Source organism: Streptomyces sp. CNZ287 (assembly GCF_007827615.1).
Genome location: NZ_VISV01000004.1, coordinates 172,729 through 195,228, shown reverse-complemented (window position 1 = coordinate 195,228; position 22,500 = coordinate 172,729). Strand labels below are relative to the sequence as shown.

Annotated in this window: 18 protein-coding genes; 9 read left to right on the top strand and 9 right to left on the bottom strand. The window is 74.1% G+C overall.

The window, feature by feature from the left end:
• Window positions 1–549: 549 nt before the first annotated feature.
• Entirely contained in the window at window positions 550–1,707 is a 1,158-nt protein-coding gene (locus FB457_RS10900) for an alkaline phosphatase PhoX (protein ID WP_186461959.1), read from the bottom strand.
• Window positions 1,708–1,887: 180 nt separating this feature from the next.
• Between FB457_RS10900 and FB457_RS10895 the strand changes: the two genes are divergently transcribed.
• Together FB457_RS10895 and FB457_RS10890 are read left to right on the top strand one after the other, a co-directional pair.
• A complete protein-coding gene (locus FB457_RS10895) occupies window positions 1,888–3,639 on the top strand; it encodes an NAD+ synthase (protein WP_047015404.1) in 1,752 nt (583 codons plus the stop codon).
• Between the two features lie 541 nt (window positions 3,640–4,180).
• Entirely contained in the window at window positions 4,181–4,492 is a 312-nt protein-coding gene (locus FB457_RS10890; protein ID WP_047015403.1) for a MerR family transcriptional regulator, read from the top strand.
• A 123-nt stretch (window positions 4,493–4,615) separates the two neighbouring features.
• On the opposite strand, the gene FB457_RS10885 is transcribed toward FB457_RS10890, so the two are convergent.
• The 3 genes from FB457_RS10885 to FB457_RS10875 all read right to left on the bottom strand — a co-directional run bounded on the left by FB457_RS10885 (window position 4,616) and on the right by FB457_RS10875 (window position 7,808).
• Complete coding sequence (locus tag FB457_RS10885) at window positions 4,616–5,653, bottom strand: endonuclease/exonuclease/phosphatase family protein (protein ID WP_047015402.1); 1,038 nt, start codon at window positions 5,651–5,653, stop codon at window positions 4,616–4,618.
• A gap of 125 nt (window positions 5,654–5,778) precedes the next feature.
• Entirely contained in the window at window positions 5,779–6,213 is a 435-nt protein-coding gene (locus FB457_RS10880) for a hypothetical protein (RefSeq protein WP_145781679.1), read from the bottom strand.
• A 29-nt stretch (window positions 6,214–6,242) separates the two neighbouring features.
• A complete protein-coding gene (locus tag FB457_RS10875; RefSeq protein WP_047015400.1) occupies window positions 6,243–7,808 on the bottom strand; it encodes an MFS transporter in 1,566 nt (521 codons plus the stop codon).
• Window positions 7,809–8,036: 228 nt separating this feature from the next.
• On the opposite strand from FB457_RS10875, the gene panB reads away from it, so the two are divergent.
• Complete coding sequence (gene panB, locus FB457_RS10870) at window positions 8,037–8,918, top strand: 3-methyl-2-oxobutanoate hydroxymethyltransferase (RefSeq protein ID WP_047015399.1); 882 nt, start codon at window positions 8,037–8,039, stop codon at window positions 8,916–8,918.
• 185 nt (window positions 8,919–9,103) lie between these two features.
• Complete coding sequence (locus FB457_RS10865; RefSeq protein ID WP_145781677.1) at window positions 9,104–9,427, top strand: hypothetical protein; 324 nt, start codon at window positions 9,104–9,106, stop codon at window positions 9,425–9,427.
• A 256-nt stretch (window positions 9,428–9,683) separates the two neighbouring features.
• Here FB457_RS10865 and FB457_RS10860 read toward each other — a convergent pair whose 3' ends face one another.
• From FB457_RS10860 to FB457_RS10850, 3 genes are all read right to left on the bottom strand, one after another.
• Entirely contained in the window at window positions 9,684–9,923 is a 240-nt protein-coding gene (locus FB457_RS10860) for a hypothetical protein (RefSeq protein WP_047015397.1), read from the bottom strand.
• 152 nt (window positions 9,924–10,075) lie between these two features.
• Window positions 10,076–10,780, bottom strand: coding sequence for an NADPH-dependent F420 reductase (gene npdG / locus FB457_RS10855; RefSeq protein ID WP_047015396.1), 705 nt, complete (start codon window positions 10,778–10,780; stop codon window positions 10,076–10,078).
• A gap of 40 nt (window positions 10,781–10,820) precedes the next feature.
• Window positions 10,821–12,869 carry a hypothetical protein gene (locus FB457_RS10850; RefSeq protein WP_145781675.1) on the bottom strand — a complete coding sequence of 683 codons (2,049 nt, stop codon included), beginning with the start codon at window positions 12,867–12,869 and terminating at the stop codon, window positions 10,821–10,823.
• A 240-nt stretch (window positions 12,870–13,109) separates the two neighbouring features.
• Here FB457_RS10850 and FB457_RS10845 point away from each other — a divergent pair, with 240 nt between their 5' ends.
• The 5 genes from FB457_RS10845 to FB457_RS10825 all read left to right on the top strand — a co-directional run bounded on the left by FB457_RS10845 (window position 13,110) and on the right by FB457_RS10825 (window position 18,333).
• On the top strand, window positions 13,110–13,523 hold the full coding sequence (locus tag FB457_RS10845; protein ID WP_145781673.1) for an HIT domain-containing protein: 414 nt from the start codon (window positions 13,110–13,112) through the stop codon (window positions 13,521–13,523).
• Window positions 13,524–13,582: 59 nt separating this feature from the next.
• Entirely contained in the window at window positions 13,583–14,455 is an 873-nt protein-coding gene (locus tag FB457_RS10840; RefSeq protein ID WP_145781671.1) for a hypothetical protein, read from the top strand.
• Between the two features lie 387 nt (window positions 14,456–14,842).
• Entirely contained in the window at window positions 14,843–15,577 is a 735-nt protein-coding gene (locus tag FB457_RS10835) for a phosphatase PAP2 family protein (RefSeq protein ID WP_145781669.1), read from the top strand.
• Entirely contained in the window at window positions 15,578–16,204 is a 627-nt protein-coding gene (locus FB457_RS10830) for a TetR/AcrR family transcriptional regulator (RefSeq protein ID WP_047015391.1), read from the top strand.
• 62 nt (window positions 16,205–16,266) lie between these two features.
• A complete protein-coding gene (locus tag FB457_RS10825) occupies window positions 16,267–18,333 on the top strand; it encodes a helicase domain-containing protein (protein WP_145781668.1) in 2,067 nt (688 codons plus the stop codon).
• A 57-nt stretch (window positions 18,334–18,390) separates the two neighbouring features.
• Here the strand turns inward: FB457_RS10825 and FB457_RS10820 are convergent, their stop codons facing one another.
• Both FB457_RS10820 and FB457_RS10815 read right to left on the bottom strand, forming a co-directional pair.
• Complete coding sequence (locus tag FB457_RS10820) at window positions 18,391–19,047, bottom strand: DUF11 domain-containing protein (protein WP_047015389.1); 657 nt, start codon at window positions 19,045–19,047, stop codon at window positions 18,391–18,393.
• Between the two features lie 214 nt (window positions 19,048–19,261).
• Window positions 19,262–22,393: a bifunctional [glutamine synthetase] adenylyltransferase/[glutamine synthetase]-adenylyl-L-tyrosine phosphorylase gene (locus FB457_RS10815; RefSeq protein ID WP_047015388.1), complete on the bottom strand. Its 3,132-nt coding sequence runs from the start codon at window positions 22,391–22,393 to the stop codon at window positions 19,262–19,264.
• Window positions 22,394–22,500: the final 107 nt, after the last annotated feature.

Here is a 22,500-nt window from a genome sequence, read left to right as displayed (position 1 = left end):
CGGGGGCTTCGCCCCCAGACCCCGACCGGGGGCTTCGCCCCCAGACCCCGACCGGGGGCTTCGCCCCCAGACCCCGACCGGGGGCTTCGCCCCCAAGCCCTGAGGGGCCTTGCCTCCGGGCTTACCGGGCTGCGCCCGCGTCACAGATTTCCACCGGGCTGTGCCCCGGGGCCCTACCGGAGCGGCGGCTTTGTCCCAGGGCCGTCCCCACCGGGCGATACGCGGGGCGGCTGAGGTGCTGGGTTGCGCCCCCGCCGGCCCCGGGCCGCGGTCCCGCGGCGGCCACCGGGCCGTGCCCAGGGCGCTCCGCCGTGGGCGGCGGGAGCTGCGGCCGTACGTGGCCGGCTTGCCCCGCTCCAGACCCTCTTCGGTCACGGCCTCCGGCGCCCCGCCGGGATGCGCCTCACCAGGCCCCGGTCGCTGTCCAGAGCCTCTTCGGGCTTCGTCCCGGCCGTCCCCGGGCTGTGCCCGGCCAAGCCCTGGCCAAGCCCTGGCCAAGTCCCGGCCACGTCCCGGCCGAGCCTCCGGTGCCCTTCCTCCAAAGCCCCGCTACGCCCGGAACGGGCCCCTCACCTCGTACGTCACGCCGTCCGTGCCTGCCACGAAGCCGCTTTCGCCCCTCTGGGACGAGAAGTACAGCCGCGACCCGTCCGGGGAGAACGCCGGGCCCGTGATCTCCGACTCCGGGTGGCCGTCGATGCGGACCACCGGGGCCACCGTGCCCGCGGGGGTGATGATGTTGATCTCCATGTTGCCGCCGTCCTCCGCGACGTACAGGTCGCCGCCCGCCCGGCCCGTGATGTTGTCGACCGTGCCCAGCGGCTCGTCCGCGTCGTAGACGACCGCGAGGGCGTTCGCGCCCGCGTCGTAGGCCCAGACGCGGTTGTCGCCCTTCGTGGTGAAGTAGCAGACGCCCGCCTGCGGCGAGTAGTAGCAGCCCTCGCCGCCGTCGAAGTGCAGCGCCTCGTCGACCTGTGCCCGGGTCTGCTCCCAGGGCCACGGCGCGTCCGGGTCCGGGACCTCCCGCCACTCCACCGCCCCGCCGCCCGCGTCGCAGAGGACGTCGAGGCGGCCGGACGACAGCGCGCCCCACGCTCCCCAGGACGCCGGCGTGAAGCGGTAGAAGCAGCCGTCGTCCTCGTCCTCCGTGAGGTAGACGACCCGGCGGTCCGTGTCGCACGCCGCCGCCTCGTGCTTGAAGCGGCCCATCGCGCCGTACGAGGACGCCGAGCGGTTGCCGTACGGGTCCGTCTCGTACACCTTGCCGCGGTACGTCTCCTCGCACGACAGCCACGTGTTCCACGGCGTCGCCCCGCCCGCGCAGTTGAGGTTCGTGCCGTCCAGGATGCGGCGGGCCGCCGTCACCGTCCCGTCCGGGCCGAAGCGGAGCGCGGAGACGCCGCCGATCAGCGGGAGTTCGGAGTTGGAGACATAGATCCAGCCGTCGCCGTCGGGGAAGCACGCGCCGCCGTCCGGCGCGCCGTGCCACGTGATGCCGCCGACCGCGCGGGTGGAGCGGGCGACGACGCGGCCCGTGAAGCCCCGCGGCAGCGCGAGTCCGTTGGCGTCGGGGGCCAGCAGCGGGCCGTACGGGCTGTCCGCCGCGGCGGCCGCCGCCGGGGTCGCGGCGGCGTGCCAGAGGCCGCCGGTGACGGCGACGGCGCCGGTGCCTGCGGTCACTGCGCGGAGAAACGAGCGGCGCTCCATGGGGGTCCTCCCGGTCCGGGTTCTGCGGCTGCGTACGGGCGAAGGGGTGCCCGCGTCACGATGCCGACCGGGCCGGGAGCGGTGAACTGGTCCGGGTCACAAATCTGGGCGAACATTCTGTGACGCAGGCCGCCCGGTTCCCGGCGCGGCATTGCGTCAGACAGACGATAAAATGGGTCCGTGCCTCAATTTCGCCTCGCGCTGAATCAGATCGACGCCACCGTCGGCGACCTCGCCGGCAACGCCGACGCCGTCGTCCACTGGACCCGGCACGCGGCCGACCGCGGCGCGCACTTCGTGGCCTTCCCCGAGATGGTCCTCACCGGCTATCCCGTCGAGGACCTGGCCCTGCGCTCCTCCTTCGTCGAGGCGTCCTGCGCCGCGCTGCGCGCGCTCGCCGGGCGGCTGGCCGCCGAGGGCCTGGGCGAGACGCCCGTGCTCGTCGGCTACCTCGACCGCAGCGACGAGCGCCACCGCTACGGGCAGCCCGCGGGCTCGCCCAAGGACGCGGCGGCCGTGCTGCACCGCGGCGAGGTCGTCCTCTCCTTCGCCAAGCACCACCTGCCCAACTACGGCGTCTTCGACGAGTTCCGCTATTTCGTCCCCGGCGACACCATGCCCGTCGTGCGCGTCGCCGGCGTGGACGTCGCGCTGGCCATCTGCGAGGACCTGTGGCAGGACGGCGGCCGGGTGCCCTCCGCGCGGATCGCCGGCGCCGGCCTCCTCGTCACCGTCAACGCCTCGCCGTACGAGCTGAACAAGGACGACACCCGCCTCGACCTGGTCCGCAAGCGGGCCCAGGAGGCGGGCTGCACGACGGCGTACGTCGCGATGACCGGCGGCCAGGACGAGCTGGTCTACGACGGCGACTCGATCGTCGTCGACGCGCGCGGCGAGGTCGTCGCGCGCGCCGCGCAGTTCACCGAGGAGTGCCTGCTGGTCGACCTCGACCTGCCCGCCGCCGCGGGGCGGCCGCCGGCCGGGATCGCCGACGACGGGCTGCGCATCGAGCACGTGACGCTGTCGGCGGAGCCCGTCGCGCCGTACCCCCGCCGGTACCCGGGAGTCGTCGCCGACCGCCTCTCCGACGAGGAGGAGATGTACACCGCGCTGGTCACGGGGCTGCGCGCGTACGTCGAGAAGAACGGCTTCGGCTCCGTCCTCGTCGGCCTCTCCGGCGGCATCGACTCCTCCCTCGTCGCCGCCGTCGCCTGCGACGCGCTCGGCCCGGACCAGGTGTACGGGATCTCCATGCCGTCGCGGTACTCCTCCCAGCACTCCCGCGACGACGCCGCGGAACTCGCCCGCCGCACCGGGCTGCACCTGCGCAGCGTCCCCATCGGCCCGATGTTCGACGCCTACATGGAGTCCCTGGGGCTGACCGGACTGGCCGAGGAGAACCTGCAGTCCCGGCTGCGCGGCACGCTGCTGATGGCCGTCTCCAACCAGGAGGGCCCGCTCGTCCTGGCCCCCGGCAACAAGAGCGAGCTGGCCGTGGGCTACTCGACGCTCTACGGCGACTCGGTCGGCGCGTACGGCCCGATCAAGGACGTCTACAAGTCGGTCGTCTTCCGGCTCGCGAAGTGGCGCAACGCGGCCGCCGCCGAGCGCAACGAGATCCCGCCGATCCCGGAGAACTCCATCTCCAAGCCGCCCAGCGCCGAACTCCGCCCCGACCAGCTCGACACCGACTCGCTGCCGGACTACGACGTGCTCGACGCGATCCTGGCGCTGTACGTCGACCGCGACCACGGCAGCGCGCAGATCGTCGCCCGCGGGTACGACCCGGAGCTGGTGGAGCGGGTGTTGCGGATGGTCGACACGGCGGAGTACAAGCGCCGGCAGTACCCGCCGGGCACGAAGATCTCCCCGAAGGGCTTCGGCAAGGACCGCCGGCTGCCGATCACCAACCGCTGGCGGGAACGGGTCTAGCCGGTCCACCGGGCGCCCGCGCGACGCGGCCCCGCCCTGTCCACGTCAGCGGTCGCGGGGCGGTGGTCGGTTATCTGCGCGTCCAGGGCGCGAAAATCTCTGCTCGCTGGAGTAGACATTGGGCGTCGGTGTGGGTATGGTTTCTCTTGTAGTCAGAGGTCAATGAGGTCTGGCAGAGATGAACTGCCGACCAGCAGTAAGCGGCCCGCCATGGCCAAGGGCCGTCGTAGTACAGAAGTGCAGTTCGCAGAACCAGCAGTAAGTAAGTGATCCCAGAGGAAAGAAACGGAGGAGCCAGGCACCATCAGGATCGCCCGGGCGCATGACTGGGCCCGGGTACCGCAGGACATCGATAGTGAGGTGGTCTCCGGTCAAGCAACCGCGATCCTCGCGTCCCCGGCAGCGTGCTGCCCGGGCCCGCGGAAAGAGAAAGCCGGCGCCCTGTGAGGGCCGGCAGATGGTGTAGCAGTTCCTTCGGGGCCCTGGTGCCAGATGGCACCAGGGCCCCTCGATGCATTCCACGTAGTGACCAAGAGGTTTGATGACCGCAGATGATTCGTTCGGCCGTCTCGACGACGACGACTACCCCGCCTACACCATGGGGCGGGCCGCCGAGATACTCGGCACCACCCCGGGCTTCCTCCGAGCCCTCGGCGAGCACCGCCTGATCACCCCCTTGCGCTCCAAAGGCGGCCACCGCCGCTTCTCCCGCTACCAGCTGCGCATCGCCGCCCGCGCGCGCGAACTCGTCGACCAGGGCACCCCCATCGAGGCTGCCTGCCGCATCGTGATCCTGGAAGACCAACTCGAAGAAGCCCAGCGCATCAACGCCGAACGCGATCGCACCGACTGAACGGCACCTCCCACCCGCAGTCCGGGCAGCCGGAAGCCGGCCTGCTCAGGAGCCTGCGGGTCACGTTCACGGGCCCGGCGGGTTCCGCGACCCGCCGGGCCGGCGGGCGGGGCGTCCGCCGCGTCACAGGTCCACCGAGGCGCGTACCGGGCGGTGGTCGCTGCCCGTCTCGCCGAGCACGTCGGAGCTGACCGGCTGCACGCCGCGCAGCAGGATCTGGTCGATCCGCGCCATCGGGAAGTCCGCCGGCCAACTGAAGCCGAAGCCGCTGCCCGCCGCGCCCTGCGCGGAGCGCAACTGCGAGGTGACGTTGGCCAGCGCGCTGTCGTTCATCGTGCCGTTGAGGTCGCCGAGGAGCAGCACGCGGTCGATCGGCTCGTTCTTGATGGCCTCGCCGAGCGCGTTGGCGCTCGCGTCGCGCCGGTTGGCCGTGAACCCGGCGTCGAGCTTCACCCGCACGGACGGCAGGTGGGCGGTGTAGACCGCGAGCCGGCCGCCGTCGGTGGTGACGGTGGTGCGCAGGGCACGGGTCCAGCCCATGTGGATGTCCACGGGCCGGGTGTCCGACAGCGGGTACTTGCTCCACACCCCGACCGTGCCCTCCACCTCGTGGTACGGGTACGCCTCGGCCAGGCCGTCCTCGTACGCGGACCTGTTGTCCTGCGTGACCTCCTGGAGGGCGAGCACGTCGGCCCCGGACTCGACCAGCTTGCGCGCGGTGCCCGCGGCGTCGGTGTTCTCCTCGGCGACGTTGTGGCTGACGACGGTGACGTCGCCGCCGCCCCCGGACTTGTCGGTGAGCAGCCCGCCGAAGAGGTGGAACCAGACGAACACCGGCAGCACCAGCGCGCACATCGCGGTGAGCGACCGCCGCCACAGCGCGCATACCAGCAGTACCGGGACGGCGAGGCCGAACCACGGCAGGAACGTCTCGACCAGACTGCCCAGGCTGCCGACCCGGTTGGGGATCGCCGCGTGACCCATCATCACGATGCCGTCGAGCAGCGCGAGCGCGGCGACCACCAGGCCGCGCCGCCAGGTGCCGGGGCCCAGGCCCTCGCGGAGCCTGCGGCGCCAGTACACCGCGCGCGACTCCGCGGGGGCGGCCGCCTGCGTGTTGCCCGTGCTGCGCCCGGTCTCCGCCATGTCCACGTGCGTCATGCGCTGTTCCTCACGTCACTGCACTCGCCGGTCTGCCCCCGTTACCCCTTACCTGACGAACGGACCGGCGCCGCGAGTTGCGGACGGGGCGTGCCGGAAGGGCACCGTAGCGAAACCGGGACATTTCATCGGTCGGTTGAGCGCGCCCCGTCCAGCACGGCGTCGACGATCCGCGCGGTGGGCCCCGCGGGCGGTGGCTGTCCCGGGTAGAGCACGGCGCGGAGTTCGCCGCTCGCGACGCCGCGGTGCGGCACCTCGCGCACCGTGGCCCTGCGGCGGGAGATCGTGGCCTTGCCGACGCCCGCCGTGCGGGCGATGCGCTCGACGGACAGCTCGGCGGGCGAGACGCCCTCGTCGGCCAGGCGCAGCACGGCGCCGGCGATGGCGCGTTCGACGGTCCGGCTGCGCGGCCGGCCGCGCAGCGGCCCGGGCGGTCCCGGCGGCCTGCCGGCCTCGTCGGAGGCGGGCGCCCCGTCGCGTACGCCGGTACGCGCGCGGTCCCCATACGGCGCGTCCTGCCGCCGCCCGCGCCCTTCGCCGTGCCGCTCCGTGAGAGCCACCGTGCCGTCCGCCTGCCCTTCGTCCGCCGCTACTTCCGGGTGGAGGGCTCATTCTCCCCGGTCCGCACCGGTCCCTGTGTGCCCCGGTCCTTCGCGGGCATGAACGCCGCGGCCACCACGGCGCCCAGCACCGCCGCGCCCGCCGCCGCCATCGACGTCACGTGCATCGCGTCGACGAACGCGTTGTTGGCCTCGGAGATCAGCTTCTTCCCGGCGGCGCCGGCCTTCTGCGCGAAGGTGCGGGTGGCCTCGATGGACTCGCCCGCCGCGCTCGGCGCCCCCGCGGGCAGGGTCACCTTGCCGCGGTAGACGGACGACAGCAGCGAGCCGAGCACGGCGACCCCGAGGGCGCCGCCGACCTGCCGGAAGGTGTTGTTGACCGAGGATCCCGCGCCGGCCTTCTCGCGCGGCAGCGACTGCATGATCGCGGTGGTGGCCGGCGGCATGACGTGCGCCATCGCGGTGCCCATGACGAAGAACAGCACCTCCAGGATCCACAGCGGCGACGTCTCGTCCAGCAGCAGGAAGCCGGCGAAGGCGACGGCGATGCCGAGCATGGCCACCGTGCACACCGCCCGGGCGCCGAACCGGTCGACCACCAGCCGGGACCGCGGCGCGAAGATCAACTGGGCGATGGCCAGCGGCAGCAGGAGCAGCCCGGAGTCCAGCGGCGACAGGCCGCGCACGCTCTGGATGTAGAAGACCATGAAGAACGTCACGCCCATGAGCGCGAAGAACACCAGGCCGATGACGGCGACCGAGGCCGAGAAGCGCGGGTTGCGGAACCACCGGATGTCGAGCGCGGGGTGCCGGCTGCGGCGCTCGTACCAGATGAAGAGGCCGACGACGACCGCGCCGGCGAGGATCGCGCCCCAGACCTCCGGGGCGCCGAAGTCGGCGCGCTGGCCGCCCCGGACCACGCCGTAGACGATCAGCACCAGGCCGGCGACGGAGAGCAGCACGCCGGTGGGGTCGAGCCGGCCCGGGTCCGGGTCCTTGGAGTCGGGGACCAGCAGCACCATGCCGATCAGCGCGATGCCGATGATCGGCACGTTGACCAGGAAGACCGAGCCCCACCAGAAGTGCTCCAGCAGCAGCCCGCCGGTGATCGGCCCGATGGCGATGGCCAGGCCCACGGCCCCGGCCCAGATGCCGATGGCCCGGGGCTGCTCGTCGCGCTCGAAGACGTTCACGATGATGGCGAGCGTGGCGGGCAGGACGAACGCGCCGCCCAGCCCCATCAGGGTGCGGAAGGCGATCAGCTCGGCCGGGCTGCTGGAGAACGCGGCGAGCACCGAGCCCACCCCGAAGACGACCAGGCCCGCCAGCAGCACCCGCTTGCGCCCCAGCCGGTCGCCCAGGACGCCCGCGGTGAAGAGCAGGCCCGCGAAGGCCAGGGTGTACGCGTCGATCGCCCACTCCAGCTCGCTCTGGCTGGCGCCGAGGCCGGCGGGGGCGGGGGTGGCGATCGTCTTCATCGCGACGTTGAGGATGGAGTTGTCGAGGACGACGATGAGCAGGCTGAAGATGAGGACGCCGAGGATGAACCAGCGGCGGCGGTGGACGGCCGGGGGGATCTGGTGCGCGGTGTCCATGAAATCCACGCTAGCCTGCGTTCCGAGACGGCGCCGTTCCGTAACACCAAGCCCTCGCAAAGGCGCGGTCACGGAGGAAAGCGCAGGTCACAGGTTCGACAGGCGGGGGCGTGCGACCTTGCGCACAGGTGGCGGGGCCGGGGTGTCGTTCGCCGTCGCGGCGTGCCAGCATGGAAGTGGTCCGGGGACGCCGTAAGGGCGCCTCGAGATGACGAAGGAGCGTTTGCGATGACGCACGTTTCGCATGCCCGCAAGACGCCCGGCGGGGCCGATTCCGCCCCGGCGCTGTACGGCGGGGACGGGGGCAACCGCGGCCGCCGGGTGACGATCCGGGACCTGGCCGCCGCCAAGCGGCGCGGCGAGAAGTGGCCCATGCTGACCGCGTACGACTCGACCACCGCCGGCATCTTCGACGAGGCCGGCATCCCCGTGCTGCTGGTCGGCGACTCCATGGGCAACGTCCACCTCGGCTACGACACGACCGTGCCGGTGACGCTGGACGAGATGACGATGCTCTCCGCCGCCGTGGTCCGCGGCACCCGGCGCGCCCTGGTCGTCGGCGACCTGCCCTTCGGCTCGTACCAGGAAGGCCCGGTCCAGGCCCTCCGCTCGGCGACGCGGCTGGTCAAGGACGCCGGCGTGGGCGCGGTGAAGCTGGAGGGCGGCGAGCGGTCGCTGCGCCAGACGGAGCTGCTGGTGGAGTCCGGCATCCCGGTGATGTCCCACCTCGGGCTCACCCCGCAGTCCGTCAACGCCATGGGCTACCGCGTCCAGGGCCGCTCCGACGAGGACGCCCACCGGCTGGTGCGGGACGCGAAGGCGGCGCAGGAGGCGGGTGCGTTCGCGGTGGTGCTGGAGCTGGTGCCGGCGGAGGTGGCCGCCGAGGTGACGCGCTCGCTGGAGATTCCGACGATCGGCATCGGCGCGGGCATCGACACCGACGCGCAGGTGCTCGTCTGGACCGACATGGCGGGGCTCACCGGCGGCAAGCTTCCGCGCTTCGTCAAGCAGTACGCGCAACTGCGGCAGAGCCTCGGCGACGCGGCCAGGGCCTTCGCCGAGGACGTCGGCTCGGCGGCGTTCCCGGCCGAGGAGCACACCTTCCACTGAGCCCGCGGGGGCGGCGGGCACTCCCGGCGCGGAGGATGCGCCGATGCGGTGATCTTATAAGCCGCATGCGGGTGCCCGCCGTCGTGCCGACACGGCACCGGGCGGGGCCGCGCGGACGCTGACGGAAAGAAGCCCCGTCGGCGGCCCCTGCCGGCCCCGCCGGCCCGTGGAGAGGAACCCCGCTCATGCCCCCCGGACAATCCAGTCGCCGCCTGCTGCTCGCCGGCCTCGCCGCGCCGCTGCTCTGGGCGGCCGTCACCGCCCCCGCCGAGGCGCTGTCCCTGCCCGCCGCGCCGCGGGCCGCCGCCTCCGTCCCCGTACAGGAAGACGCGCCGCACACCACGGGCGACGGCAAGAACCCCGGCCGCGCGCCCGCGATGGGCTCCCCGGGCGCCCCGGCCGTCCGCGGCGACGACGCCTGGCCCGCGATCACCGCAAGCGGCGTCTTCGCCGTCTCGCTCGGCGCGGCGGTGTACTTCTTCGGCTGGGGCCGCCGCCGTACGGTCTGACCGGCCGAGGCCCTCGGCCGGTCAGACTGGCAGATCCCGCCTGCGCCTGGGGGTACCGCCCACGTGCGCGCAGCGCGCTGTGGGGGAGCCTGGCACGCACGCTCGCTGCGTTGTCGGATCGGCCGAGCCCCCTATGCGGTCGGCCCTCCGCCTTGCGATCGCACGCACCAGACGCCTGGGGGTACCGCCCACGCGCGCTTGCGCGCTGTGGGGGAGCCCGCCCAGAAGGCGGACGGCGCTTTGTGCCAGACAGGACCTAGCTCGCCGGGCCCTCGTCCCGGTCCCGGGCGCGGGCCAGCCGTGCGCGGCGTACGTAGAACCACGTCATGTTCGACGAGAGCCCGGCCAGCAGCACCCAGACCGCCCCGATCCAGTAGCCCTTCGCGAACGACACCACGGCCGCGGCCACCGACAGCACGCACACGACGGCGGTGAAGACGGCGAGCCGGTCGGCCTGCGCGAGCAACGACGGGGTCTTGCGGGGCTCGGACGGCATGGGGGCGGGCTCCTCGGGGGTATGGCGTGCGGGTCCATTGTGCCCCCCCGTCCCGCCCGCCCCGCACCGCCCCCGGGCGTCGCTCCGGCCGCCTCCCGGCCGGCCGTCGGGACGCCTGCCGAGCGTCCGTCAGGACGCCGCGCGGCCGCCCCTCAGACGTCGGTCAGCCGCACCCCGGCGTGCGCGCGGTAGCGGCGGTTGACCGAGATCAGGTTGGCCACCATCGCCTCGACCTGGTGCGCGTTGCGCAGCCGGCCCGCGTACACGCCGCGCATCCCCGGGATCAGCCCGGCCAGCGCCTGCACGGTGTCCGTGTCCTCCCGGGACTCGCCCAGCACCATCACGTCCGTCTCGATCCGCTCCACCTCCGGGTCCTGGAGCAGCACCGCCGACAGGTGGTGGAACGCCGCCGCCACCCGCGACTCCGGCAGCAGCGCCGCCGCCTGCTCGGCCGCGCTGCCCTCGGCGGGCCGGATCGGGTACGCGCCCTTCTTGTCGAACCCCAGCGGGTTCACGCAGTCCACGACGAGCTTGCCCGCCAGCTCCGCGCGCAGCGACGTCACCGTCGCCTCGTGCCCCTCCCACGGCACCGCGACGATCACCACGTCGCTGCGGCGCGCGCACTCCGCGTTGTCCGCGCCCTCGACGCCGTTGCCCAGCTCGGCCGCCGCCGCCTCGGCCCGCTCCGCCTTCCGGGAGCCGATGACGACCCGCTGCCCGGCCCGCGCCAGCCGGTAGGCAAGCCCCCGGCCCTGGTCGCCGGTGCCGCCCAGGACGCCGACGACCAGGCCGGAGACGTCGGGCAGCGCCCACGGGTCCTTGCGGGCGGGCGGGGTGTTCTGCTCACTCGAAGTCATGCGCCGATCGTACGGTGATCACCCGCGCACCGGCAGCGGCTCACCCCGCGGGGGCGGCCGTGCAGGGCGCGTCGCCGCAGACGTCCACGATCCTGCCGGTGTTGAGGAACCCGGCCATCTGCCGCTGCGCCGCGGGCTCGTCGCGCGGGTCGGAGTGCGGGTCCCGGCCTTCACCGGGCGGGGTGTTCGTCAGCGGCTGGTACGGGCTGCCGCTGTCCCAGACCAGCATCCCGGAACCGGCGTACGGGTAGCGCAGGTGCCGCAGCCCCCAGTACGGCTCCTCGTCGGGGCTGCGCCCCTCGGCCACGGTGGGGGCGTGGATCCGGGCGCCGACCGTACGGGCCTGGACCTCCGCTGCGGTGGGGGAGACCTGGTGGTCCCCGTACGCGACGTGCATCAGCACCTGGTGGCGCGGCGTGCGCGGCAGCGGGTCCGACGTCATGTGCTGGGCGTAGCCGTTGGCCTCGCCGCGGTCCCAGACCATCTGCATGAGCGCGAAGCCGAGTTGCTGCCGCAGCTTGTCGGGGTACGCCCGGTCAAGGATCTGCTGGAACGGCGCGAAGTCGACGCTGCGGTTGAGGAGCGTGCTGTAGTTCATCCCCGGCACGCCGAGCACGGAGCGCGTGCTGTCCTGCGCCACGGCGGTGTAGATGCCGCCCATGATGCCGCCCTGGCTGTGGCCGGCGTAGCCGAGCCCGGCCCGGACGTCGATCGCGCTCGCGCCGCCCGCGCCGCGGAAGGCGTCGTCCGCGGCGAGCCCGTCCGCGTGCCGCATGAGGCGGCCGAGCCAGAGGGTGTTGAGCACGCCCTGCTGGAGCCGGTCGGCGACCGCGGGGAAGCGGCTGAGGTCCTGCAGCGTGCTCGCGACGAACGGGATGTCCTCGTCGGCCATGCCCTGCCACTTCGTGGCGCACATGACGAAGTTGCCGCGGACCGCCAGCTCGCGCTGCGTACGGGAGCCGACCTGCGTCTCGTTGCCGAGGAGCCCGTGGCCGTAGAGGACGGGCCGCGCCGCCCTGCCGCGCTCGCCGGGGCCGCCGAGGGCGGCGCGCGGTATCTCGCACTGGAACGGCACCACCTGGTTGTTGCCCGGCAGCCGGGCGGGCAGCGCGTCCTTGCCGCCGCCGGTGCGGTGGAAGCCGGATCCCGGCGGGCCGCCGGGGGCGTCGAGGTAGCTGGGAACGTTGTAGACGCCGCGGACCGTGCGGGCGACGGGGTCGTCTGCGGGGTGGTCCTTCACCTCGTACACCAGATGCTCCGGTACGCCCTTGCCGAGTCCGGCGAAGGCGTCGTCGCGGATGTGCAGCAGCCGCTCGCTCAGGCTGCGTTCGCTGGCGACGGTGAAGTCCCAGGCCAGGTAGAGCCCGCGGGAGGTGACGCCGGCGCGGGCGAGGTCGCGCCGGACCCGGCGGTGGTCGCGCTGGCGCTCGTAGAGCGGGTCGCCCTTGCGCAGCGCGGGCCCGTCGACGCGGCGGAAGGCGTCGGGCGCGGGGAGGGTGCGGCCCCCGGCGTCCCTGAGCCGGCGCAGGGCGACGACGTAGCGGTGGCCCTCCGCGAGGTTGCGTGCGGGGCGGACGATGAGGGCCCGGCGTGCGGGGTCCGTGGCGTTGGCGTCCAGCTCCGCCCAGTACGGGTGGCGCTCGCCGGTGCCGGCGTCGAGGAGCACGATCGGCGCGTCGCGGTCGAGGGAGGCGCCGATGTCGGTGAGCGGTGCGGCGCGGGTCTCGCCGAGGTCGACGCCGGGCACATGGGCGAGGATCATCGAGCCGGGCGAGAAGCCGTCACTGCGGTTCCACTCGGCGGGGTCGATACGGGTGCCGGCGGCGTTGGCGGGCATGGCGGAGGGCGCGAACGCGATCCGGCGGCCGGTGTCCGTGCGGGGGTCCCGCTCGGTGTACCAGTCGTTGGGGAACGGCAGCAGGCACTCCGCGGGGCCGATGGGGTCGCACCCGGCGCGGTCGCCGCCGCGGGGCTGTTCGGCCCGTACCGAGCGCGGGGACTCCGCGGCCTGCCCGGCCAGGGCGGTGGGGGCGAGCAGGCCCAGCGCGAGCGCCGCGACGGTGGTCAGGACCGTGAGCCGAGCGCGCACCGGGGCCTCCCGCGGGTGGTTACCGAACAGTTAACCGAGGTACTTAGTCAGGGCCGCGGGTGCTGTCAATGGCCGGGGCTTCAGCGATTACGCACGTGGTTCTCACCCAATCCTCAGCCCGGAAGGGGACATTGGGAGTCATGAACGCGCTTGTACCCGTCTGCCCGAACTGCGGCCGCGTCCGCTGCATCTGCCCGCCGTGCGCCCTGCGGTTTGCCGCGACCGGTGTTGACTGGAGGGGTGAACTGCACCTTCTGCGCCATCGCGAGCGGTGAACTCCCGAGCCACCGGGTCTTCGCGGACGAGGTGGCGGTCGGCTTCCTCGACGCCCGGCCGCTCTTCCCCGGACACGTCCTGGTGATCCCGCGCCACCACGTGGAGACTCTCACCGACCTGCCGGAGCCCGAGGCCGGCCCGTTCTTCGTCCGGGTCCGGCGGCTGACCGGCGCCGTGGAGCGGGGCACGGCGGCGGCGGGGTCGTTCGTCGCGATGAACAACCGGGTCAGCCAGTCCGTGCCGCACCTGCACGTCCACGTCGTACCGCGCAACCGCAAGGACGGCCTGCGGGGCTTCTTCTGGCCCCGTACGCGCTACCGGGACGAGGAGCACGCCGTCGAGACGGCCCGGCTGATCCGGGCGGCGCTCGACGGCTGAACCGCCGGGCGCCGCGGGCCCCGAGGGAACCCGATCCCGAGCGGAGCCGTCCGAGAGACATGAACCGAACGACCCCCCTACGCACCTCGGCGGCCACCGCCGCCGCCCTCGCCACCGCCGTGCTGGCCGCCGGCTGCGGCTCGGAAGACGCCTCCGGGTCCGCCGGCGACGGCAGCCGCGGGGACGTCGACGCCAACGCCCGGCTCTACCGCGTCCAGGCCACGGTCCTGGCGAACGGCGAGCACGGCCCGCAGCTCTGCCGCACCCTCGCCGAGTCGATGCCGCCGCAGTGCGGCGGCCCGGACATCGTCGGCTGGGAGTGGGACGACGTACGCGCACACCGCGCGAGGGACACCACGTACACCGATCCGCTGGACCTCGTCGGCACCTGGGACGGCGAGCGCTTCACCCTGGCCGAGAAGCCGCGGCCCGCCGGCGGGGCCACGGAACCGCGCGCGCCGGAGGCCGCCGCGGACTTCGACACGCCCTGCGCGGACCTGAAGGACGGAAAGGACCCGAAGGGCGGGCAGGACGAGCCCGGCTCCGGCGAGGCCGGCCGGCAGCGGGTGCTGGACAAGGCAGGGAAGATGCCCGGCTACGCCGGCTCCTGGCTCGACGGCGACGTCGTCAACATCAGATTCGCCGACGCCGGTGAGGGCGGCGGCCCCGAGACCGCCGAGCGCGAACTGCGCGGCGTCTGGGACGGCCCGCTGTGCGTCGTCGGCGCCGAGCACACGGAAGAGGAGCTGACCCGCGTCCAGCGGCAGGTCGACGAGGACGTCGAGGGCATGCTCAGCTCCGCCGTCGACCCGGTGCGCAACGCCGTCACCGTCGAAGTCGTCGCCGCCACCCCCGAACTGCGGCGCGAACTGGACCGCACGTACGGCGAGAACACGGTGCGGCTGAGCGGCTGGCTGGAGCCCGTCGCCTGATCGCACCACCCCCGTGAACCGGGTCCCGCGCCGTCCTCCCCATCCGGCGCGGGACCCGCCGCGGCCCGCCCGGTACCGCGGCGGGCTGCAGTCCCGGACGGGCCGCGGCGGTCCGGCAGACCGTTCCGCGGCACCGCGGCCTACCGCCCGGGAGGAGATACCCGCCCCAATGCGGCACCGAGGGATGATCTGACGACCCCTCTCCGTCTGGCAAACTGTCTCCCCATGGGCGCGTCGTATTCCCGGGACCTTGCACCCCGGCCAGCGAAGATTGCGAGGACTCTTCAGGACCGGCGGACGCCCGTCCCCCCGACCGATACGGACGCCGACGAGAAACGAAGAGACCTGGCCCCCTCCCGGCAGCGCCTGCGCGCCCTCTTCGACCGGATGCGCTCGCCACGCCCGCCGCGGCTGTGGTTCGAGATCATGCTCGTCGCCCTCGTCTACTGGACGTACTCCCTCATCCGCAACGCCGTGCCCGAGCAGGAGACGCAGGCGCTGAAGAACGCGGACCGCATCTGGAGCTTCCAGGAGAGCCTGGGGCTGGCCTTCGAGCGCTCGCTCAACCACGCGGTCGACGGCGTCACCTGGCTCGTCGTGTCGATGAACTACTACTACGGCACGCTCCATTACGTCGTCACCCTCGGCGTGCTCGTCTGGCTCTACCGCTGGCAGCCGGGACGCTACGCCGCCGTCCGCCTCGCGCTCGCCATCACCACCTGCTTCGCCCTCGTCGGCTACTACAGCTTCCCGCTGGCGCCGCCCCGGCTGATGGAGGGCATGGACTTCGTCGACACCGTGCGGGTGCACGAGACCTGGGGCTCGATGTCCTCGGGCAACCTCGCCAACGTCTCCAACCAGTACGCCGCCATGCCCTCGATGCACGTGGGCTGGTCGGTGTGGGCCGGCATCACCATCGCCGTCCTGGCGAAGCCGCTGTGGGTGAAGCTGCTCGGGGTGCTCTACCCGACGCTGACGCTGCTGGTCATCATGGCGACGGCGAACCACTTCTGGATGGACGCGGTGGGCGGGGTCATCTGCCTCACCTTCGGCTTCGCGGTCTCGTACGCCTGGTACGGCACGATCGCCTACCGACTGCCGCAGAAGGTGGCGTCCGCCTAGGTGGCCGACCCCGGTACCCCCGTCCCCGGTCTGCGCGAACGCAAGAAGCAGCGCACGCGGCGGCTGCTCTCCGAGACCGCGGTCCGGCTCTTCCTGGAGCGGGGGTACGACGCGGTGTCCGTGGCGGAGGTCGCGGCCGCGGCGGAGGTGTCGAAGCCGACGCTCTTCCGGTACTTCCCGTCCAAGGAGGACCTGGTGCTGCACCGGTTCGCCGATCACCAGGACGAGGCGGCCCGGGTCGTGACGGCCCGCGCGGAGGGCGAGTCGCCGCTCGCGGCGCTGCGGCGGAACTTCCTGGACGGCCTCGAGCGACGCGACCCGGTGACCGGGCTCTGCGACGACCCGGCGGTCATCGCCTACCAGCGGCTCCTCTACGGGACGCCTTCCCTGGTCGCGCGGCTCGCCGGCTGGCAGGAGCGCTCGGAGCGGGTGCTCGCCGACGCGCTGGGCGGGCCCGCGGTGCGGGCCCGGCTCGCGGCCGGGCAGATCGCGGCGGTGCAGCGGATCCTCGCCGAGGAGAACGTGCGGCGGATCGCGGACGGCGAGAGCGCGGACGCGGTGGCGCCGGATGCGAAGGAGGCGGCCGAACTGGCGTTCCGGCAGCTCGCGAAGGGGATCGGACTCTGACGGCCCCGTCCCCATAGTGTAACCGCGTAAAAAATGTTACCGAGTTGCGTTATGTTGGGTGCATGGGCACCGCACACCCCCTTGCCGCGACCTCCCTCGCCGACGAACGCCGCTATCACGAGACCTGCCGCGCCGCCCTCGACGCGATGCGCGCGGGCGCCGACCGGCAGGTGGTCATCGGCGAGCACGCGTCCGCGTCCGGCGCCGACGCCGAGGTGCTCGGCTACGAGCTGCGCAGCCAGGCCAAGGACCTGCACGAACTGCCGCCAGGGCCGCTGTTCTTCGGCCGCCTCGACTTCGCCGACGACGCCGGGCAGGCGGGCGGCCACGCCGGACAGCGCTACCACATCGGCCGGATGCGCATCACCGAGGACCCGTCCGCACCGCCCCTCGTCGTCGACTGGCGCGCACCGGTCTCGCGCGCCTTCTACCAGGCGGGACCGGAGGATCCGCAGGGCGTCGAGATCCGCCGCCGGTTCGGCTGGGCGCCCGGCGCCACCGGCGACTCCGACGAGCTGACCGGCCTGGAGGACGAACGGCCCGCGGCGGAGACGACCCGTGGCGGCCGCATCCTGGCCGGCGAGATCGAGCGCCCGCGTACCGGCCCGATGCGCGACATCGCCGCCACCATCCAGCCCGACCAGGACGACCTGGTACGCCGCGAACTCGGCGTCTCCGTCTGTGTGCAGGGCGCCCCGGGCACCGGCAAGACCGCCGTCGGACTGCACCGCGCCGCGTATCTGCTCTACACCTACGCGCGGCAGATCCGGCGCGGCGGTCTCCTCGTCCTCGGCCCGAACCGCACGTTCCTGTCGTACATCTCGGCCGTCCTGCCCGCGCTCGGCGAGACCGGGGTGCGGCAGTCGACGGTCGGGGAACTGGTCGCGGGGGAGCGGCAGGTGCACGCGGAGGACGGTGCGGCGGCCGCCGCGCTCAAGCACAACGTGCGGATGGCCGAGGTGCTGCGGCGGGCGCTCTACGCACGGGTGTCGGCGGACGGGATCACCGAAGGGGTGGCGGTCCGGGACGACTCCGCGTGGTGGCGGGTGCCGCCCGCGGAGCTCGGGGAGATCGTCGCGGGCGTGCGCGACGAGCGGCTCCCGTACGCGATCGGCCGCGAGCGGGTGCGCAGCCGGATCGTGGACCGTATCCAGCGGCAGGCCGAGCGCCGGGCCGTGACCCCCACGGCCGCCTGGCAGCAGCGGGTCGGCCGGGCCCGGTCGATCGGCGCCTTCCTGGACGCCGCCTGGCCCAAGGTGAAGCCCGCCGAGGTGCTCGCCGCGCTCTTCACCGATGCCGGGGAACTGGCCCGCGCCGCCCACGGCGTCCTGGACGCCGGCGAACAGCGGGCACTGCTCTGGGCGAAGCCGCCGCGGTCCTTCAAGTCGGCGAAGTGGACCGCCGCCGACCACGTACTCCTCGACGAGCTGTCCGGGCTCCTGGACCGACCCGAGGGCTACGGTCACATCGTCGTCGACGAGGCGCAGGACCTCTCACCCATGGAGGCGCGGGTGATCGCGCGGCGCGCGGAGTTCGGCTCGCTGACGGTGCTCGGCGATCTGGCACAGGGCACCACGCCGTGGGCCGCGCGCGACTGGCCCTCCCTCCTTGCCCACCTGGGCCGGCCCGACGCCGAGATCGCGACGCTCACCACCGGATTCCGGGTACCGGCCGCCGTGGTCGACCTCGCCAACCGCCTCCTCGGCCACCTCGACGTCGACGTCCCCGCCGCCCGCTCCCTGCGCCAGGACGGCGCGCTGCGCATCCTTCCCACCCAGGATGTCCTCGCCGCGACCCGGGACGCGGTACGGCAGGCTCTCAGCAGCGAGGGCTCGATCGGGGTGGTCGCCGCCGCGGCCGACGTCGACCGGGTGCGCGCGGTGCTGGAGGAGGCGGGCATCGCGACGGCGGGCCCCGACGACCTCGCCGCCCGCGTCACCGTCCTGCCCGCGACCGCCGCCAAGGGCCTCGAATACGACCATGTCGTCGCGGTCGAACCGGCGGCGATCACCGGCGCCGAGGACGGGCCGACCGGCCTGCGCCGCCTGTACGTCGTGCTGACCCGCGCCGTCTCCCGCCTCGACGTGGTGCACAGCCGCCCGCTGCCGTTCCCGGCGAAGGCCGTCTGAGAGCGGTGCTGCCTGCGACCACCGAACCCCTCGCGGCGGTCGTCCGTCGTCCGCGCGTCACTGCGGGCCGTCGTCCTCCGTGTCCCGGGAGCGGCGGCGGCGCAGGATGATGATGCCCGCGGTGCCGACGAGGAGCGCGGCGGCGGCGCTGCCGATGGCGTAGACCTTGTTCGAGGAGACCCAGGGCTCCGGTGACCACTCGTCGTCGGCGCTGGTGCAGGTGAGCCACTCGCCGCGGGTGCCGCCCTGGAAGCAGACCGTGGTGGCGGCCGCGGGCGCGCGGTCACCGGCGCCGGCGTCCCGCGGGGCCCGTACGTCGCCGGCCGCGTGGGCGGCGCGGAGGTCCCGGCCGTCCCGCTCGGTGCGGTCCGGGGCGGCGGTCACCTTCAGCACCCGGGTCGTGCCCGCCGGCAGGGTGATCTCCCACGTCACCTGCTGCCCGGTCGTCTCGGCCCGGGGGCTCGCGGAGACGTAGTCCAGGGATTCGGGGAGGAGCTGGGTCACCCGGCCGTTCGGCGCGTCCGCCCCCGACGTGTTGTGCACCGTGATCGCGTACGTCGTGCCGCCGTCCGGTGCGGCCCGGCGCTCCAGGGCGAGCCGGATCGGCGACGACGGCAGCTCGGCCGGGGGCGCGTCGGGAGAGAGCGGCGGGGAGGGGGCGAGGGATGCCAGCAGCCCGGCGACCATCGCCGCGGAAGCGATCGCCGTACGCATTCCGTGCCACCTCGCTGTCCGTGCTGCCCTGTCCCTGCCCGGCCGGTCTACCAGCGGGCCGCCCAAAGAAAAAGGGCAAATCGCACGAACAGCGTGCCATGCTACGAACGGACCGCCGAACCGTCCCTCGTCCGGACGAATTGGCCCGGCGACGGGTCTCCGGCGGATCCGCCCGGTCGGTCAGGCGGTGGGCCGGTCGGCGGGCCGGGCCGCCTCAGTCGCCGTAGAAGAGCCGCTGCACGACCGCGCGCGCCCGCCGCGTCGTCCGCCGGTACTCCTCGGGCAGTTCGCCGGCCTGCCCCGGCCCGTAGCCGAAGTAGCGTGCCACCGCGCCGAGTTCGCGCTCGGCGGCGGGGAAGGTGTCGCCCGGCCGGCCGCGGACCAGCATCACCGCGTTGCGCAGGCGCGTCGCCAGCAGCCAGGCGTCGTCCAGGATCCGCGCGTCCTCCGCGTCCAGCAGCCCCGCCTCCCGGGCCGCGGCCAGCGCCGCGCGGGTGCGGGGCGTCCGCAGCGCGCGCACCTCGCGCCCGTGCTGCAACTGCAGCATCTGGACCGTCCATTCCACGTCCGCGAGCCCGCCGCGCCCCAGCTTCGCGTGCAGCGCCGGGTCCGCGCCGCGCGGCAGCCGCTCCGCCTCCATCCGCGCCTTCAGCCGCCGGATCTCGCGTACGGCGTCCTCGTCGAGCCCGCCCACCGGGTAGCGCAGCGGGTCGATCAGCTCCGTGAACCGCGCGCCGAGGCCCGCGTCGCCCGCGACCGGCTCGGCGCGGAGCAGTGCGTGGCTCTCCCAGGTCAGCGACCAGCGCCGGTAGTACGCCGCGTACGAGGCGAGCGTGCGCACCAGCGGCCCCGACTTGCCCTCGGGCCGCAGGTCGGCGTCGATCAGCAGCGGCGGGTCGGCACTGGGCAGTTGCAGCAGCCGGCGCAGCTCGTTGGCGACGGCGAACGCCGCCGCGCCCGCCTCCTCGTCGGACACGCCCTCGCGCGGCTCGTGCACGAAGAGGACGTCGGCGTCCGAGCCGTAGCCCAGCTCGTGGCCGCCGAAGCGGCCCATGCCGATCACCGCGAACCGCGTCGGCAGCGTGTCGCCCCAGCGGGCGGCGGTCGCGGCGCGCAGGGCGCCGGCGATGGTGGCGGCGTTGAGATCGCTGAGCGCGTCGCCGGTGCGGTCGACGGCGGCGGCGATCCGGGCGTGCTCGTCCCCGTCGTGCTCGTCCCGGTCGTGTTCCCGTCCGCCCTCGGCGCGCTCCTCGTCCTCCTCGCCGGGTGCCGTGTGCGCCCCGTACGCCGTGATGAGGTCCGCCGCCGCGGTACGGAAGAGCTCCCGCCGCCGTACCCCGCGGGCCGCCGCCACCGCCGTCTCCGGGTCCGTGTGCCGGCCGACGGCCGCCAGGATCTCCTGCTCCAGGTGCGCCCGCCCGCGCGGCCGCAGCCCCTGCTCGTCGCCGAGCAGCGCCACCGCCTCCGGCGCCCGCAGCAGCAGGTCGGGCGCGAGCCGGCCCGAGGACAGCACCCGTGCCAGGTTCTCCGCCGCGGCGCCCTCGTCGCGCAGCAGCCGCAGATACCAGGGCGTGCTCCCCAGCGCGTCCGAGACCTTGCGGAAGTTCAGCAGCCCCGCGTCCGGGTCGGCCGAGTCGCCGAACCAGCCCAGCAGCACCGGCAGCAGCGTCCGCTGGATCGCCGCCTTCCGGCTCATCCCCGACGTCAGCGCCTCCAGATGGCGCAGCGCCGCCGCCGGGTCCTCGTACCCGAGGGCCACCAGCCGCTCCCGGGCGGCGTCCGGCGTCAGCCGCACCTCTCCGGGCGCCAGCCGGGCGACGGCGTCGAGCAGCGGGCGGTAGAACAGCTTCTCGTGCAGCCGCCGCACCTCGAAGGAGTGCCGCCGCCACACCTTGCGCAACTGCGACACCGGGTCGCCGCGGCCCTCGTCGGGCAGCAGCCGCGCCAGCGAGCGGCCGAGCGCGCGCAGCTCGTGCTCGCTCTCGGGCACCAGGTGCGTGCGGCGGAGCTTCTGGAGCTGGATGCTGTGTTCGAGGGAGCGCAGGAAGCGGTACGCGTCGTCCAGCGCGGCGGCGTCGGCCCGGCCCACGTACCCGCCGGCGGCGAGTGCCTCCAGCGCGTCCAGGGTCGTGCCGCTGCGCAGCGAGGCGTCGGCGCGGCCGTGCACGAGCTGCAGCAACTGCACTGCGAACTCCACGTCCCGCAGCCCGCCGGGGCCCAGCTTCAGCTCCCGGTCGAGCTGCGCCGCCGGGATGTTCGCCACCACCCGGCGGCGCATCTGCTGCACGTCGGCGACGAAGTTCTCACGCTCCGCCGCCTGCCATACCATCGGCGCGATGGCCTCCGCGTACGCCGCGCCCAGCGCCGCGTCGCCCGCGACCGGGCGGGCCTTCAACAGCGCCTGGAACTCCCACGTCTTGGCCCAGCGCTGGTAGTACGCGAGGTGGGAGGAGAGGGTGCGCACGAGCGGGCCGTTGCGGCCCTCGGGGCGGAGGTTGGCGTCGACGGGCCAGATGGTGCCCTCGGCGGTGGTGTCGGAGCAGACGCGCATGAGGCGGGCGGCGAGCCGGGTCGCGGCCTGCATCGCGGCGCGCTCGTCCGCGGCTTCCGCCCCCCTGCCGCCGCCCGGGCCGTCCTCGCGCGGCTCGGCGACGAAGATGACGTCGACGTCCGAGACGTAGTTCAGCTCCCGGCCACCGCACTTGCCCATCCCGATCACCGCGAGCCGGCACAGCGCGGCGTCCTCGGGCTGCTCCTCGGCGGCGATCTCCAGCGCCGCCCGCAGCGTCGCCGTCGCCAGGTCCGCCAGCTCCGCGGCCGCCTGCACCACGTCCGTCGTCCCGCACACGTCCCGGGCGGCGATCCCCAGCAGCGCCCGCCGGTACGCGACCCGCAGCGCGTCCGCCCGCGGCATCTCCGCGCCCCGCGGCCCCCACACGCCCTCCGCGAGCGCCTGCTCGAACTCCGCGGTCGTCGGGTGCAGATCGGCCGCCTCGTACGTGACCAGCGACTCCCAGTCGTCCGGGTGCCGCGCCAGATGGTCCCCCAGCGCCTCCGACGCGCCGAGCACCCCCAGCAGCCGGTCGCGCAGCGGCTTGGCCGTCACCAGCGTGTCGAGCAGCGCCTGCCGCCGCTCGGTGCCCAGCGCCTCCGCGAGCCGCACCAGACCGAGCAGCGCCCGGTCCGGATCAGCGGTGCCGCCCAGCGCGTCGAGCAGCACGGGATCGTCCCGTACGCCGTCGAGCACCGCGGACTCCAGCAGCCGCCCGGCGTCGGCCGGCTCCCCGAACCCGTACCGCAGCAGCCGGGTGAACGCACTGCTCCTGCGCCCCTGCGGAACCGCCATCGCGCGCCCCGCCTCCCTTCCCGTGATCGCGCCGGGCTACGAGCTTACGACGGCGCCCGCGCCGCGGGGACGGCCGCGGTGCCGCTTCCGCGGGGGCGCGGCGGAGC

Coding starts and splice junctions, on each gene's coding strand:
- FB457_RS10865 (WP_145781677.1), top strand. CDS start 9,104: ATGCCCCCCGGACAATCCAGTCGCCGCCTGCTGCTCGCCGGCCTCGCC.
- FB457_RS10860 (WP_047015397.1), bottom strand. CDS start 9,923: ATGCCGTCCGAGCCCCGCAAGACCCCGTCGTTGCTCGCGCAGGCCGAC.
- FB457_RS10900 (WP_186461959.1), bottom strand. CDS start 1,707: ATGGAGCGCCGCTCGTTTCTCCGCGCAGTGACCGCAGGCACCGGCGCC.
- FB457_RS10815 (WP_047015388.1), bottom strand. CDS start 22,393: ATGGCGGTTCCGCAGGGGCGCAGGAGCAGTGCGTTCACCCGGCTGCTG.
- FB457_RS10835 (WP_145781669.1), top strand. CDS start 14,843: ATGCGCTCGCCACGCCCGCCGCGGCTGTGGTTCGAGATCATGCTCGTC.
- FB457_RS10820 (WP_047015389.1), bottom strand. CDS start 19,047: ATGCGTACGGCGATCGCTTCCGCGGCGATGGTCGCCGGGCTGCTGGCA.
- FB457_RS10875 (WP_047015400.1), bottom strand. CDS start 7,808: ATGGACACCGCGCACCAGATCCCCCCGGCCGTCCACCGCCGCCGCTGG.
- FB457_RS10840 (WP_145781671.1), top strand. CDS start 13,583: ATGAACCGAACGACCCCCCTACGCACCTCGGCGGCCACCGCCGCCGCC.
- panB (WP_047015399.1), top strand. CDS start 8,037: ATGACGCACGTTTCGCATGCCCGCAAGACGCCCGGCGGGGCCGATTCC.
- npdG (WP_047015396.1), bottom strand. CDS start 10,780: ATGACTTCGAGTGAGCAGAACACCCCGCCCGCCCGCAAGGACCCGTGG.
- FB457_RS10825 (WP_145781668.1), top strand. CDS start 16,267: ATGGGCACCGCACACCCCCTTGCCGCGACCTCCCTCGCCGACGAACGC.
- FB457_RS10885 (WP_047015402.1), bottom strand. CDS start 5,653: ATGACGCACGTGGACATGGCGGAGACCGGGCGCAGCACGGGCAACACG.
- FB457_RS10890 (WP_047015403.1), top strand. CDS start 4,181: ATGACCGCAGATGATTCGTTCGGCCGTCTCGACGACGACGACTACCCC.